The sequence below is a fragment of the Mycobacterium sp. OAE908 genome (assembly GCF_017872775.1).
Lineage (GTDB): Bacteria > Actinomycetota > Actinomycetes > Mycobacteriales > Mycobacteriaceae > Mycobacterium.
The window spans coordinates 549,370-563,222 of sequence record NZ_JAGGJL010000002.1; the positions used below are offsets into that span (position 1 = coordinate 549,370).

General features: G+C 65.4%; 14 protein-coding genes. 10 read left to right on the plus strand and 4 right to left on the minus strand.

Going from position 1 to position 13,853, the window contains the following annotated elements:
- Positions 1–48 precede the first annotated feature (48 nt).
- Both J3E61_RS27835 and J3E61_RS27840 read left to right on the plus strand, forming a co-directional pair.
- Positions 49–768, plus strand: a complete 720-nt coding sequence (locus J3E61_RS27835) for a hypothetical protein (protein WP_210086067.1) — start codon at positions 49–51, stop codon at positions 766–768.
- Positions 765–1,622, plus strand: a complete 858-nt coding sequence (locus tag J3E61_RS27840; protein ID WP_210086068.1) for a TIGR03560 family F420-dependent LLM class oxidoreductase — start codon at positions 765–767, stop codon at positions 1,620–1,622. The genes J3E61_RS27835 and J3E61_RS27840 overlap by 4 nt, the downstream gene beginning before the upstream one ends.
- Here J3E61_RS27840 and J3E61_RS27845 read toward each other — a convergent pair.
- Positions 1,619–3,139: a hypothetical protein gene (locus tag J3E61_RS27845; RefSeq protein WP_210086069.1), complete on the minus strand. Its 1,521-nt coding sequence runs from the start codon at positions 3,137–3,139 to the stop codon at positions 1,619–1,621. The two genes, J3E61_RS27840 and J3E61_RS27845, sit on opposite strands and share 4 nt — an antisense overlap.
- A gap of 19 nt (positions 3,140–3,158) precedes the next feature.
- Positions 3,159–4,019, minus strand: coding sequence for a ribonuclease Z (locus J3E61_RS27850; RefSeq protein ID WP_210086070.1), 861 nt, complete (start codon positions 4,017–4,019; stop codon positions 3,159–3,161).
- Positions 4,020–4,193: 174 nt separating this feature from the next.
- On the opposite strand from J3E61_RS27850, the gene J3E61_RS27855 reads away from it, so the two are divergent.
- Genes J3E61_RS27855 through J3E61_RS27870 form a run of 4 tightly spaced genes read left to right on the plus strand, consistent with a single transcriptional unit; the run spans position 4,194 to position 8,197 of the window.
- A complete protein-coding gene (locus J3E61_RS27855; protein ID WP_210086071.1) occupies positions 4,194–5,354 on the plus strand; it encodes an aromatic ring-hydroxylating dioxygenase subunit alpha in 1,161 nt (386 codons plus the stop codon).
- A 2-nt stretch (positions 5,355–5,356) separates the two neighbouring features.
- Positions 5,357–6,727, plus strand: coding sequence for a type III glutamate--ammonia ligase (glnT, locus tag J3E61_RS27860; protein ID WP_210086072.1), 1,371 nt, complete (start codon positions 5,357–5,359; stop codon positions 6,725–6,727).
- Positions 6,728–6,729: 2 nt separating this feature from the next.
- Positions 6,730–7,473: a creatininase family protein gene (locus J3E61_RS27865; RefSeq protein ID WP_210086073.1), complete on the plus strand. Its 744-nt coding sequence runs from the start codon at positions 6,730–6,732 to the stop codon at positions 7,471–7,473.
- Positions 7,427–8,197, plus strand: coding sequence for a TetR/AcrR family transcriptional regulator (locus J3E61_RS27870; RefSeq protein WP_210086074.1), 771 nt, complete (start codon positions 7,427–7,429; stop codon positions 8,195–8,197). Before J3E61_RS27865 ends, J3E61_RS27870 begins: the two co-directional genes overlap by 47 nt.
- Here J3E61_RS27870 and J3E61_RS27875 read toward each other — a convergent pair whose 3' ends face one another.
- Positions 8,198–9,220 carry an aldo/keto reductase gene (locus J3E61_RS27875; RefSeq protein WP_210086075.1) on the minus strand — a complete coding sequence of 341 codons (1,023 nt, stop codon included), beginning with the start codon at positions 9,218–9,220 and terminating at the stop codon, positions 8,198–8,200.
- Positions 9,221–9,403: 183 nt separating this feature from the next.
- Between J3E61_RS27875 and J3E61_RS27880 the strand changes: the two genes are divergently transcribed.
- Together J3E61_RS27880 and J3E61_RS27885 are read left to right on the plus strand one after the other, a co-directional pair.
- Entirely contained in the window at positions 9,404–9,835 is a 432-nt protein-coding gene (locus J3E61_RS27880; protein WP_192723325.1) for a CBS domain-containing protein, read from the plus strand.
- Positions 9,836–10,441: a GNAT family N-acetyltransferase gene (locus J3E61_RS27885; protein WP_210086076.1), complete on the plus strand. Its 606-nt coding sequence runs from the start codon at positions 9,836–9,838 to the stop codon at positions 10,439–10,441. It begins immediately after the preceding gene.
- Between the two features lie 97 nt (positions 10,442–10,538).
- Here the strand turns inward: J3E61_RS27885 and J3E61_RS27890 are convergent, their stop codons facing one another.
- Positions 10,539–11,135, minus strand: a complete 597-nt coding sequence (locus J3E61_RS27890) for a type II toxin-antitoxin system PemK/MazF family toxin (RefSeq protein ID WP_210086077.1) — start codon at positions 11,133–11,135, stop codon at positions 10,539–10,541.
- 83 nt (positions 11,136–11,218) lie between these two features.
- Here J3E61_RS27890 and lepA point away from each other — a divergent pair, with 83 nt between their 5' ends.
- Positions 11,219–13,066 (plus strand): translation elongation factor 4, encoded by a 1,848-nt coding sequence (lepA, locus tag J3E61_RS27895; RefSeq protein WP_210086725.1) that lies wholly within the window; start codon positions 11,219–11,221, stop codon positions 13,064–13,066.
- A 16-nt stretch (positions 13,067–13,082) separates the two neighbouring features.
- Positions 13,083–13,805: a sensor domain-containing protein gene (locus J3E61_RS27900; RefSeq protein WP_210086726.1), complete on the plus strand. Its 723-nt coding sequence runs from the start codon at positions 13,083–13,085 to the stop codon at positions 13,803–13,805.
- The last annotated feature ends 48 nt before the right edge of the window (positions 13,806–13,853 follow it).

Genomic DNA, 13,853 nt, shown 5'->3' on the forward strand with positions numbered 1-13,853 from the left:
TGATGAATCACCTTGTCCATCTCCAAGATCAGGCATATCGTTCACACCATGAACGATTCAACGACCGATACGAAAGTGGCAGTCACGCGACCACCGCAGGGCGGACCGCCGTTGGCGATGCTCGCGGGTGTCTCTCTCGCCCTGCTGCTTGCCGGCCTTGTCGTCGGCGTCGCGCTTGCCGGCGGTGTCATGCCTCTGCCGTATGGCTCCGCCACGAAGATCCAGGCCTATGTCGCGGGTAACCACACCGCGGCGGTTGCGATGGCGGTCGGAACATTCGGATCATCGATACCGCTCGCCATCTATGCGGCCACCGCGAGTGCTCGCCTGCGTCAGCTCGGCATCACGGCGCCCGGCGCGACGATCGCCTTGGCGGGCGGTCTGCTGGCTTCGGCCGGACTCGGGTTGTCCAGCCTGATGATCTGGACCCTGTCGCGGCCCGAGGTCACCGCCGACCCCGCCCTCGTCCGCGCGCTGTACTACCTCACGTATCTGACCGGCGGTCCGTGGCACGTGGTCACACTCGGCCTGCTGATCGCGGGCATCGCGGTACCCGGCCTGATCGTCGGCTTGTTGCCGCGAGCGCTCGCCTGGGCCGGCCTCGTCATCGCCGGTCTCGCCGAACTGACCACGCTGGTGCTGATCTGGCCAGGGCTGTCGCCGCTATTGCCGGTCTGCCGGTTCACCGGCCTGGTGTGGCTGATCGCCGCAGGTGCGATGTTGCCGCTGCGTCGGCAAAACAAGCAGGAGGCGACGGCGCGGTCATGAAACTCAGTGTCAGCGTGACGAATTACTCGTGGCAGGACTCGATCGGGCAGCGCCTCGCTACACTCGCGCGCGCATTGGACGGCACAGCGGTCGACACACTGTGGGTGCCCGACCACCTGTTGCAGGCCGATCCGGCCAGCCGACTCGACGAGCCGATGCTGGAGGCGTACACGTCGCTGGGATATCTCGCGGCCGTCACGTCGCGCATCCGCCTCGGCACCATGGTGACCGCCGCGACATTTCGGGCACCCACCCTGCTGATCAAGGCCGTCACCACATTGGACGCGCTGTCGGCAGGGCGGGCATGGCTCGGACTCGGTGCGGGCTACAACGCCGACGAGGCCCGCGCGATGGGCCTGTTCATGCCGGGCACTGCCGAGCGGTTCGCGCGCATGGCCGAGTTGTTGCGGCTGGCACGCCAGATGTGGGACGGTGACGAAACCCCGTTCCGCGGTGAGTATTTGGATCTGGAGCACCCGATCGGCAACCCGCGGCCCGCCACGAGGCCACCGGTGCTGATCGGCGGCACCGGCGAGCGGCGCACCCTACGGCTGGTCGCGGAGTATGGCGACGCCTGCAATCTGTTCGATGTGCCCGACGACGGCGCTGCGATCCGCAGGCAGCTCGCCGTGCTGGACCAGCACTGCGCCGACGTCGGCAGACCTCCCAGCGAGATCGAGCGCACCGTGACGACGGCGCTGGCCAACGGCGAAGGAACCGAGGATCTGGTCGAAAGATGCTGCGCGCTAAGGGATCGCGGGGTTCAACATGTCGTGGTGATCGCCCGCGGCCGACCGCTGACCGATGCTGACCTCAATTGTGTTGCAGGAGCGGCGGATCAGCTCGCGGCCTAACGCGACAGGCCCAGGTGCCACCGCAGTAACTGTGCCTTCGAGGTGCCGATGTTCGGCTCGGCGGCATCGATCAGCCGGTACAGGCGCTCGCGCGTGGACTCGGGTGGCATCTGATACGCGGTTGAGGCCTCGCGGTCGAGCCAGCCGGTGAGATCTGACCTCGCGTGGGCGCGCAGCCTTTCGTTGAAATCGATGACACCCCAAAGGTCTGCCTCGATCCGTGTCCAGGTGTCGCGCGCGGTCAGCAGCCGAAACGCTGTGCGCCGCACATGTGCTGGCTGATCCGCGGCCAGCAGCTCCCACAGCCGATCAGCCGGTACGAGGTCTGGCTGGCCAAGTACCGCGTCGGCGACCGCGCGAACCACAACAGGAGCTGAGTCGCTGAGCATGTCTGCGACCGGACCGAGCGTCCCGCCGACCCGCCGCACTGCCCGTATCGCTTCGGCCCGTACCCGCGGACGGCTGTGCCGGATATAGCGAGCAACCACCTGCGCGTCGTCGGCCGTGCCGCATTCGCCGAGACCGGCGATGGCCCCGCGCACCACCGAGTCGTCACCCGACGCCAGCAGGGCTCGGTACCGTTCGGCGGCGTCCCGGCCTGCGCGGCGCATCGCCCATTGCGCGGTGGCCCGCAGCATCGCCGACCGGTCGGCTAGGAACGCTTCGCCCGCCTCCGGGTGCCCAATCTGGACCAGTCCGGCAAGTGCTTCGACGCGCACGCGCGCGAAACGGGATGTAAGCAAACGATCTAACGCGTCGCGCCGACCGGTGCGCACGGCGGCACGGACGACGGCATCGGCGCTGAGTCGCTGGCAGATAATGTCGGATTCGGTCAGCGCGGCCGCAATGATCGCGTCCGACTCGGTATGACTCGACTCCAGCCACACCCGGTAGGCCAGTCGCCGCACCCGAACGTCGGCGCTGATCCGGGCCGCGTCAAGCATCCCGTCCGATCGGGTGCGCATTGCCTCGGTCACCGCCGCGATCGCGACGTCGCCGCGCTGCCAATCCGTCATCACCATCGCGACGCCGATCGCCCGCATCAGCCCGTCAGTGTCCGCCGAGTCGAGCGCGGGCGGGAGCGCTTGGCAGGCGTCGTCCCGTACCGGCTTCGCCCAGTCGGCGGTCCGGATCAGCAGCACAGGCAGCAGCCGCTGATCACTGCGCATCAGTGGCGATTGCACGGACCGTTGCCGTTGCCGCCCGTCGCCCGAGCAGGCGGTGAGGAGCAACGCGATGGAATTGGTGCCGGCCCATGCAGTGTCGGTGATCTGGCGCCACTCGTCACCCGGGCCGAAGATGTGGCGCAAGCGCCGTAATTCGACATCCAGCCGAAGCCAGGTGCGCGGGTGCATGGCCGACAGCACTCGCAGTGGCGCGTCCGGATCGGCTCCGTCGAGCGCGAACGGCACAAGGGCCCTGGCAGTGTCGTAGAGGGCACCCCCGTGATTCGCGTCCTTGACAGCAGCGGTCAAGTCCTCCAACGCAGCAGCGCGGTCGAACCACCCGATTCCCATTTCGCCCCCACGCCGCCGATCAGCTGGCCGGTTTCGCGCACACCCCCGGGTGAACCTCCACGCGATGCAAGTCATCACCGAGCTCGATCTGCTGATCGAACTCCGAGGCCGCCAACGCGCGCCACTCGTCTTCCTGACCCGGAGCTATCGCGGGCACGTAGTGGGTGAGGATGAGGATCCCGACGCCCGCCCGCGCTGCGGTGGCTGCTGCCTCCTGTACGGACGAGTGGTAGTCGCAGATGTCGCGGATGCGTTGCATCGGCATCGACTCGACCAGATCCTTGCGGATCACCGTATGGACCAATGCCCCTGCGCCAGCAGCTAATTCGTCGAGGGTGGCACAGGGCACCGTATCTCCTGCCAGCACCACCGACGCGCCCTCGTAGGTGATGCGGAAACCGATGGTCGGCTCGACGGGCCGATGGTCGGTGGGCGCTACGGTTATCCGCACATCGTCGTGATGCCAAACCAATCCCTCGACATGTTCCTCAACCTCGACTGGAGGAGGGCTGGTCAGGTCGGCGTGGTGCGCGATGCGATAACCGATGTCGGGGCCGAACGCCTTCAATGTGGCGTCGACGACGGCCTGGGTGCCTGGCGGGCCGATGATCCGCAGCGGATTGGGTTCGGGGGTGAATGTGGTCACCCAACGGGTGATGATGAGATCGCCCAGATCGGCGATGTGGTCGCTGTGGAGATGAGTGAGCAGCAGAGCAGTGAGTCCGTTCGCGCCGACGCCGACGGCCGTCATTCGCTGCTGTACGCCGCGTCCGCAGTCGACCAGAAACGTCTGCCCGCCGGCCCGCACGAGGGTGGATGGACCAGCGCGCCTGGCGTCGGGAATCGGACTACCAGTGCCGAGCAGCGTCACCTCGATCATGCCCTTATTCCTACCGTTTTCGGGCGCGTCAGAAAGTGAAACCTTCGTTTCAATAGGGTATTGAGGCCAGGCTGGAACAGCCACGAAATTCACGGATCGACCAGCTCAAAAGTTTCAATAGGTCATTTACGATCGGGAAACCCGCCCGCAACAGAGCGCCCATAACGTCGGGCCATGACATTCGACTACTCCCGCCTCACCGCCACGTGCGCCGTGGAGTCACCCGAGAAGGCGGTCACGTTGCCGCCTGAGGCCTACCACAGCGACGACCTCTACGCAGCCGAGGTCGACCGCATCTTCAAGCGCGGCTGGATTCCGCTGTGCCGTGTCGAGCAGGTGGCCGCTGCCGGCAGCTACTACAGCATCGACATCCTCGGCACCCCACTCGTGGTGACCCGCGACCGTCACTCCGAGATTCGCGTGCTGTCACGCAATTGCACGCACCGGTGGATGGAGGTGTGCAGCGGCGCGGGCGAAGCCAACGTGTTGCAGTGTCCATACCACCTGTGGTCCTTCGGTCTGGACGGGCATCTAGCCGGTGCGCCGGAGATGAAGAAGTCGCCCGGTTTCGACCGGAATGACCACCCGCTCAAGAAGTTTCGGCACGAGGTGTGGAAGGGCTTCGTGATGGTGAACTTCGACGGGCAGGCCGAGTCCTTGGCGAGCCAATACGCCGCGCTCGATCCGATCGTCGACGCCTACGACCTGGAGAACTACCAGACCGTCGAGCAGACCGACTGGGGGGTGTGCGACTGGGACTGGAAGATCATGGTGGACAACTTCATGGAGTGCTACCACCACATGGGCCCGCACCGCGGGTCGCTGGAGGACCGATTCCCCGCCGCGATGAGCTTCACCGGTGAGGTCGGCGACTACTTCACCACGATGTGGTCACAGCAGCGGCCCGAATACCCCTCGGACCCGCCGTTCCTGTCGCCGGGTGCCGACACGCTGACCGCAGAGCACAAAGACCGGTCGCTGATCTTCATCGCCTACCCCCTGCTGCAGATCGCGATGGGCCCGGCATACATGTACTGGCTCAAGACGCTTCCGCTGGGCGCGGGCAAGATCGAGCTCCAGCTCGACATCTGCATGTCGCCCGCCTCGCTCGCCGCACCCAATGTTGAGGAACGCCGCAACGAGCTGGTCAAGCTGATCTGCGACGTCCATCGCGAGGATCTCGACGTCTGCGCCGCCGTGCAGCGCGCGGTTCGCTCCGGCGTAACCAGCAAGGGGCGGCTGTCACACCTCGAACGTCCGCTGTGGGAGTTCTACCGCTACCTCGGCCGCGAACTCGGACTGACCAATCCAACCACCCTCGCATCGACAGGATGACAATGACGACAACCCTCAACGGCCAGACCGGCATCGCGTCCACCGCACTGGAGGTGACAGATGCGCTCGCGGCCAAGGGCGTCAAGTACGCCGCGATCAGCTTCGTCGACATGCACGGCAAGCCAAAGAGCAAGATGGTGCCGCTCGGCCATCTGACCCAGGCTGCGCTGGGCTCCGAGATGTTCACCGGGGCTGCCCTGGACGGGGTGCCACAGGATGTCAACGACGACGAGGTTGCCCCGCATCCTGACCTCGACGCGCCGATCATCATGCCGTTCAACCGCGAGATCGCCTGGTTTCCAGGCGATCTGTGGATCGGCGACAGTCCGTTCGAGGCGTGCAGCAGACAGATCCTCAAGCGCGTGACGGCCGACGCCGCGACGCTCGGATACACCTTCAATCTCGGCATCGAGACGGAGTTCTTTCTGCTCACCGACAACGACAAACCATCGCCAGCGAGCCCCGACGACAATCTCGACAAGCCCTGCTACGACCTGCGCACCATGCTGCACAACTACCCGGTGGTCGATGAGATCGTGTCCGCGATGAACGAACTCGGCTGGGACGTCTACTCCTTCGACCACGAGGACGGCAACGGGCAGTTCGAAACCGACTTCACCTATACCGACGTGGTGACGATGTCCGACCGGCTGGTGTTCTTCAGGATGATGGTCGGCGAGATCGCCCGCAAGCACGGTCTGTTCGCATCGTGGATGCCCAAGCCGTTCGCCGACCGTACCGGCAGCGGCGCCCACTACAACATGTCGCTTGCCGACACCTCGGGTACGAATCTCTTTGCTGCCGACGAGGATCCGCGGGGATGCGGACTGTCGATGCTGGGTTACCAGTTCATCGCGGGCGTACTGCGCCATGCGGATGCGATCTGCGCGGTCATTGCGCCGACGGTCAACAGCTACAAGCGGCTCGTCAAGCAGGGCAGCATGTCCGGCCTGACGTGGGCGCCGGTGTTCGCCTGCTACGGCGACAACAACCGCACGAACATGCTGCGTATCCCGAGGGGCGGTGGACGCGTCGAGTGCCGCGCCGCCGACAGCGCCAACAACCCTTACCTCGGGGGCGCGTTGATGTTGGCCGCAGGCCTCGAAGGCATCCGCGGGGGCCTCGACCCGGGCGAGCCCAACCGGGACAACCTCTACCGGCTGACCGAACCGGACCTTATGGCGCGCGGAATCGGTTGGCTACCAAGGTCACTGGGTGAAGCGATCGACGCGCTCGAAGCCGATCCACTGGTTCGCAGCGTTTTCGGCGACGCCATGTTCGACTCGTTCGTCGCCGAGAAGCGCGCCGAATGGGACGGGTACACCGCACACGTGTCGGCATGGGAGACCGAGCGTTACCTGAGGTTCTGGTGACCATGAGCCACCTGTGGGAAGAACTCACGTCGACCCAACTCGCCGATCGCTTGGCAGCCGACCCCGACTGCGTGGCGCTGATACCCGTCGGCGCCACCGAACAACACGGGCCCCATCTGCCAGTGGGCACCGACACGATCATCGCGACGGCGCTGGCCGATGCGGCGGCGGGGGAGACGGCGGTCGTGCTGCCGCCACTTGCCTTCGGCGCCAGCTTTTTTCACGGCACCCGGCTCGCGGGAACGGTGGCGTTCTCGGGCGAGGAGACCGCTGCGACGGCATACCTTGTCGCGGAAGCCTGCGTCGACAACGGCTTCCGAAGGCTGTTGTTCGTCAATGGTCATGTCGGTAATGCCGCTGCGCTCTGGATCGCATGCGATCGTTTCCGGCGGGAGTTTCCCGAGCTGCGCATCGGTGTCATGCAGTGGTGGGATCTGACACCCGACATTGCGCAGCGCGCGACGGAGGATGCGCTCGACTGGCACGCGAACGCCGCGGAGACATCGCTCATGCTGGTGCTGCGGCCCGAGCTGGTCGACACGGACAGGATCGGCGACGCCGACGATCCCGACCGGACCGAAGGCGCCGTCTTCAAATATGCAGTCCAGCACGTGTCGACCAACGGAGTGACCGGATATCCGTCGCGGGCGACGAAGTCGATGGGCCTCGAGTTGTGGCGCGACGTGGTCACCGCCGCGCGTGACACCGTCACGCGTGCGCACAGTGAGCAGCCGCCGCTTGGCTAAACTCCACGCCATCGGACGACCGCGCAACACCGCCACCAACCGCGTCGATGCCGCACGGGCCGTCAAGCCGCGTGCCGACATCGTCAACGCGGCCACCAAGTTGTTCTCGGAAAAGGGCTACGCCCAAACGACGATGAGCGACATCGCGCGTGCGGCGGGCCTGCAGCAGTCGTCGCTGTACTACTGGTTCCGCAACAAGGAACAGTTGCTCGGCGAGACCCTGCTGGTCAACCGGGCGCCGCTGAAGTTCATCGCCGAGGTCGGCGCGGGCTCCGGTTCGCCCGCGGTCAAGCTCTACCGGCTGCTGCGGTTCGACACCATGCAGCTCGCGCTGTCGCCGATCGACTTCAACGAAATCCAACGGATCGCCCACGACCAGCGGGCCGAATTCCACCAATTCTGGGCGGATTACGAGCGGTTGAAGAACTGGGTCGTCGACCTGATCGGGGCCGCGATCACCGAGGGCAAGTTCATCGAATGCGATCGCGAGGAAACCGCGGGCCTACTGCTGAACTTCGATGAGGGCGCCCAGAAGCGCACACGCCTACACACGGATCAGGGCGACCGGGTCGAAGAGGCGATCCGGGTCGGCGAGCAGGTCGCCATCATCGCCGTCCGCGGACTGCTGAAGCGGCCCAGCGAGATCAGCAGAATCCGCGCGCAGGCAGCGCAGTTCGACGACGCATCGATCGCGCTACGCGTCACACCTCCGCAGCCGGAGTGACTACTCGCGCCCTGCCGAGACGAACGTCATGTCCGCGAACCGATTGCCCGAGACCGACGCGCCGGCAGCATCCAGCGTGTCGAGCTGTTCAGGCGTCAGTGACACCGACAGAGAGCCGAGATTCTCCGCGACTCGTTCGGCCCGTCGGGTGCCGGGAATCGGCACCGAGGCCACACCAAGCGCCTCGGCGCGGTAGCGCAGCCACGCCAGCGCCACCTGGGCCGGCGTCGCATCCTGTTGCTCAGCGACGGACCTGACCACTTCGACCACCGCGAGGTTGGCGTCCAGCGCGCCCTCGCTGAATCGAGGCATCGTCTTGCGAAAGTCGTTCGGCGACGACAGGTCGGCGGCCGACCGGACCGTTCCGGTCAAAAACCCCCGGCCCAACGGCGAATACGGCACGAAGCCGACGCCGAGCTCGGCGGCCGCGGGTACCACGTTCCGTTCGACGTCACGGCTCCAGATCGACCATTCGCTCTGCACGGCGGCGATCGGATGCACGCTGGTTGCCGCCCGCAGTTCGTCGGCCGTCACCTCCGACAGGCCCAGATGGCGGACCTTGCCTGCGGCCACCAATTCGGCCATGGCACCGACGGTTTCCTCGATCGGCACGGTCACGTCGCGGCGGTGCATGTAGTAGAGGTCGACCACGTCGGTCTGTAGCCGCTGCAAGCTCTCGTCGATGCACTGCGCGACATAGGCGGCGTCGCCACGGACGCCGATCTTGCCTGCGGCCCGGTCGGCCGGGTTGCCCTGGATGCCGAACTTGGTGGCGAGCGTGACCTCCTCGCGGCGGTCGGCGAGCAGCTTGGCGATCAGCTTCTCGTTGTTGCCATTGCCGTAGATATTGGCGGTATCGATGAACGTCACGCCGAGGTCCACCGTGCGATGCAGCGTGGCAAGCGACTCGGTGTCGTCGACTTCGCCATACACGGGGGTCAGCGCCATGGCGCCGAAACCGATTGCACTGACAGTTAATTCGTCGCCCAATTTGACCGTGGGCACTGCGTTGGCACTCGTCATGGTGGCTCCTAACGAATCTTGCCGAAACTGTATTCCGGTCGCGCGCCTGTTTGGCATCGTTTGACCGCAGATATCAACCGAACAGGCAGGTCGCAGACGTGACAGTGTTGCAACCACGAAATGCCTTTCACGCCGGGTGCGCCGGCCTTAGCCTGTGAAGTAAGTCACGAGCGGGAGGCGACCATGCGGATCGCAGATGTATTGCGGAACAAGGGTGCGGCGGTGGCCACCATCACGCCCGAGACGTCGGTCGCCGGTCTGCTCACGGAGCTCACCGTGCACAACATCGGCGCCATGGTGGTGGTGTCGCAGGACGGGCTGGTCGGCATCGTTTCGGAGCGCGACGTCGTGCGCAAGCTGCACGAATTGGGCACCGAGATACTCCACCGCCCGGTGTCGGAGATCATGACGACGGTGGTGGTGACGTGCACACCGGAGGATTCGGTCAACAGCCTCAGTGCACTGATGACCGAGAATCGGGTGCGGCACGTGCCCGTCGTGGTCGACGGGCGCCTGGCAGGCATCGTCAGCATCGGCGACGTCGTGAAGAACCGACTGGAAGAACTCGAGGCCGAGCAGCAGCATCTCCAGGCCTACATCACTCAAGGGCGCTGAGTGTCGATCGGCGTCCGCCCCCTGGGGCGGAGCGATGTGCGCGGCGCTGCCCGCGTCTTGGCCAAGGCGTTTTACGACGACCCGGTGACCAGCTGGATGCTGCCCGATGACAGCTCCCGGCTGACGGCGCTGACCAGGGCGTTCGCTCCGTTGGCCCGCCATCATTTTCTGCCGCGCGCGGGTTCGGAGGTCGGGGTGCGCGACGGCGTCGTCGGCGCCGCCACGCTGTGGGATCCACCAGGCCAACGCAAGCCTGGCCTGGTCGAGCAGCTCATCACGACGCCCACGATGCTGTGGGCATTTCGCTCCCGAGTACCCGCGAGCATGCGGGTGATGGAGCTGATGGAAAAGCACCATCCCGAAGAGCCCCACTGGTATCTCATGCTCATCGGCAGCGACCCGGCCGTGCGGGGAGCGGGTTTCGGCCACGCGTTGATGCTGTCGCGGCTCGACCGGTGCGACGCCGAAGGCTCTCCGGCATACCTGGAGAACAGCAATCCGAAGAACGAGTCGTATTACTTGCGGTTCGGCTTCGAGATCATGGGCGAGATCAAGCTGCCCGATGGCGGGCCGCCGATGTGGCCGATGTGGCGCAACCCGCGATAACTACCGCGAGCGACCCCAAAATGCCAAGAAAGTGCGGCGTGTTGCGTGCAAACACGGTCCTCCCCAGCTTGCGCGGGGGCCCACGCCGAAATGGCGGCTAGCTCCAGGAGTATTCGGCGCGCAGCCGGGCGGCCACGATTTCGAACACCTCGCGCTCCAGGATTGCGCCCTCACGCCGAATGCCCTCTTCGGGCACGTCGAGCACGCGGTCCAGCCGCACCCAGCTGGCCCGGCCCTCGTAGTCCCAGCTACCGCTGCCGATGCCGACCCAGTCACGGTCGTTGCGGTGATGTTCCTGGCTGGACAGCATCAGGCCAAGCAGCGTCGAGCGGTCGCGGCCGACCACCAGCACCGGCCGGTCCTTGCCGCGGGTCGGATCGTCCTCGTAGACCACCCAGGTCCATACGATCTCGCCGGGATCGGCGCGGCCGTCCAGGTCAGGGGCGTACACCAGTTTGCGCGCCCGCTGTGCGGTCGGAACGCTGTTGTCGGTGACCGGGCGGCCCGCGGTGATGGCCGGGGCCTCGTCGGTGGGCATGCCGGACAGCGCGTCGAGCCCGATTCTGATGCTGGTCTGGATGCCGGTCTGCAGCTGTTGACGGATGAACTTGGGCGCCTCGTTGAACACCAGGTTCTCCGCAAAGCGTTGAAACGTCTGCAGTGGTTTCCATGGCGGGGCCATAAACCCGAGCATAGGGGAGTCGCAGCGGCCGCGATTGTGTCGAGACGGCCTCGCCTAGATACCCTGGTACCGCACACCAACGCGCTCACCAGGAGATTCCCATCAGCAGTTTCGCCGACCAAACCTTCACGGCGCCGGCGCAGATTCGGAACTTCTGCATCATCGCCCACATCGACCACGGCAAGTCGACGCTGGCTGATCGAATGCTGCAGCTGACCGGTGTGGTTGCCGATCGGGACATGCGTGCGCAGTACCTGGATCGGATGGACATCGAGCGTGAACGCGGCATCACGATCAAGGCCCAAAACGTCCGGCTGCCATGGCAACTGGATGGCACCGATTATGTGCTGCATCTGATCGACACTCCTGGCCACGTCGACTTCACCTATGAGGTGTCCCGCGCGCTGGAGGCGTGCGAAGGCGCCGTGCTGCTGGTGGACGCCGCCCAGGGCATCGAGGCGCAGACGCTGGCCAACCTCTATCTGGCGCTGGACCGCGACCTGCACATCATCCCGGTGCTCAACAAGATCGACCTGCCCGCGGCCGACCCGGAGCGGTACGCCGCCGAAATCGCCCACATCATCGGCTGCGAGCCCACCGATGTGCTGCGGGTGTCCGGAAAGACGGGCGCGGGCGTCTCCGAACTGCTCGACCACGTCGTCCGCGAGGTCCCGCCGCCGGTCGGTGACGCCGACGCCCCAGCGCGGGCCATGATTTTCGACTCTGTCTACGACACGTATCGCGGTGTGGTGACGTACGTCCGCGTCGTCGACGGCAAGATCGTCCCGCGCGAGCGCATCAAGATGATGTCCACCGGCGCCACTCACGAGCTGCTGGAAGTCGGCATCGTCTCACCCGAACCGAAGCCGTCCGTCGGCCTCGGCGTCGGCGAGGTCGGCTACCTGATCACCGGCGTGAAGGACGTGCGTCAGTCGAAGGTCGGCGACACCGTGACGGCAGCGCGCCACGGCGCGACCGAGCCGCTGACCGGCTACCGCGAACCCCGGCCGATGGTCTATTCCGGGCTGTATCCCGTCGACGGCTCCGACTATCCCGATTTGCGCGATGCGCTGGACAAGCTGCAGCTCAACGACGCCGCGCTGACCTACGAGCCGGAAACCTCGGTCGCACTGGGTTTCGGATTCCGCAGCGGCTTCCTCGGCCTGCTGCACATGGAGATCACCCGCGAGCGGCTCGAGCGTGAGTTCAATCTCGACCTGATTTCCACGTCGCCCAACGTGGTGTACCGCGTCGTGAAAGAAGATGGCGACGAGCTCGTCGTCACCAATCCTTCTGACTGGCCCGACGGGAAGATCCGCAGCGTGTACGAACCCGTCGTGAAGACAACCATCATCGCGCCAAGCGAATTCATCGGCACGATCATGGAACTGTGCCAATCGCGGCGCGGCGAACTCGGCGGCATGGACTATCTGTCAACCGAGCGCGTTGAGTTGCGTTACACAATGCCGTTGGGGGAGATCATCTTTGACTTCTTCGATGCGCTGAAGTCGCGCACCCGCGGCTACGCCAGTCTCGACTACGAGGAGGCAGGCGAGCAGGAAGCCGAGCTGGTGAAGGTCGACATTCTGTTGCAGGGCGAGGCAGTTGACGCGTTTTCCGCGATCGTGCACAAGGACTCGGCGTACGCCTACGGCAACAAGATGACGACCAAACTCAAGGAACTGATTCCGCGTCAGCAGTTCGAGGTTCCGGTGCAGGCCGCGATCGGTTCCAAGATCATTGCTCGCGAAAACATCCGCGCGATCCGCAAAGACGTGCTATCGAAGTGCTACGGCGGTGACATCACGCGTAAGCGCAAGCTGCTGGAGAAACAAAAAGAAGGCAAGAAGCGAATGAAGACCATAGGCCGGGTTGAGGTGCCGCAGGAGGCGTTCGTCGCCGCGCTGTCCACCGACGCCCCGGCCGACAAGGCCAAGAAGTAGGAGTCTTCAGACGATGATGCGCTCAACCCGGTCGACGATCGTCGCGTTGAGCGCATGCGCGGTGCTGGCGGGCTGCTCCTCGGCCGCGGTGCAGAGTGCTCCCACCGTCCACATCACCGAGGCCGCCAAGCCCACAATGTCGCGGGCGTTGGATCAGGCCCTGCCGACGACCAACGAACTGGCCACCATCCTGGGTACTGCGGGCTTCATGGGCCGCCCCGTCAAGGGCGGGCCGGAGATGCTGTTGGCAGGTGTGCGCGAATCAGAGGCCACGCCGCTGGACTGCGTCAGCGCGGGCTTCCGGCTGGAAAAGATCGTGTATCAGGCGAATCCGGTGCGCACCGTGGCGAGTCAGTCGTGGATCGGCGGGGATCAGAGCGGCCCGTCATACTCGGGCTTTTTCGGCGCCGTGCAGTTCGCCACTCCCGACGATGCTCAGGCGTTCTTCGCGGCGGCGGCCGACAAGTGGCACCGCTGCAACGGCCAGACGCTGGTGTTGCATCAACCGGAGCACGGAGCCGATGGGTTGAGCCGGATCACCGACGTCGTCGTCGACAACAAGATGGTGTCCGCGATCGTCCTGCACGACAACGGTTCGACGATCCAGCGCGCCCTCGGCGTCACATCGGATTGCGTTGTGGATGTGGAGGTTACGAACCCGCCCGCGGTCAACGGTGGCAACGCGGCCGGTGCCGTTGGCGTCGCGAATCTGATGCTGCAGAAGATCGGCGTTTCGTGAGCGCCCGCGCCTGCGCAACCAGCAAAAATTGACGGCTACCCGACACTT

Coding starts and splice junctions, on each gene's coding strand:
- J3E61_RS27835 (WP_210086067.1), top strand. CDS start 49: ATGAACGATTCAACGACCGATACGAAAGTGGCAGTCACGCGACCACCG.
- J3E61_RS27840 (WP_210086068.1), top strand. CDS start 765: ATGAAACTCAGTGTCAGCGTGACGAATTACTCGTGGCAGGACTCGATC.
- J3E61_RS27845 (WP_210086069.1), bottom strand. CDS start 3,139: ATGGGAATCGGGTGGTTCGACCGCGCTGCTGCGTTGGAGGACTTGACC.
- J3E61_RS27850 (WP_210086070.1), bottom strand. CDS start 4,019: ATGATCGAGGTGACGCTGCTCGGCACTGGTAGTCCGATTCCCGACGCC.
- J3E61_RS27855 (WP_210086071.1), top strand. CDS start 4,194: ATGACATTCGACTACTCCCGCCTCACCGCCACGTGCGCCGTGGAGTCA.
- glnT (WP_210086072.1), top strand. CDS start 5,357: ATGACGACAACCCTCAACGGCCAGACCGGCATCGCGTCCACCGCACTG.
- J3E61_RS27865 (WP_210086073.1), top strand. CDS start 6,730: ATGAGCCACCTGTGGGAAGAACTCACGTCGACCCAACTCGCCGATCGC.
- J3E61_RS27875 (WP_210086075.1), bottom strand. CDS start 9,220: ATGACGAGTGCCAACGCAGTGCCCACGGTCAAATTGGGCGACGAATTA.
- J3E61_RS27880 (WP_192723325.1), top strand. CDS start 9,404: ATGCGGATCGCAGATGTATTGCGGAACAAGGGTGCGGCGGTGGCCACC.
- J3E61_RS27890 (WP_210086077.1), bottom strand. CDS start 11,135: ATGCTCGGGTTTATGGCCCCGCCATGGAAACCACTGCAGACGTTTCAA.
- J3E61_RS27900 (WP_210086726.1), top strand. CDS start 13,083: ATGCGCTCAACCCGGTCGACGATCGTCGCGTTGAGCGCATGCGCGGTG.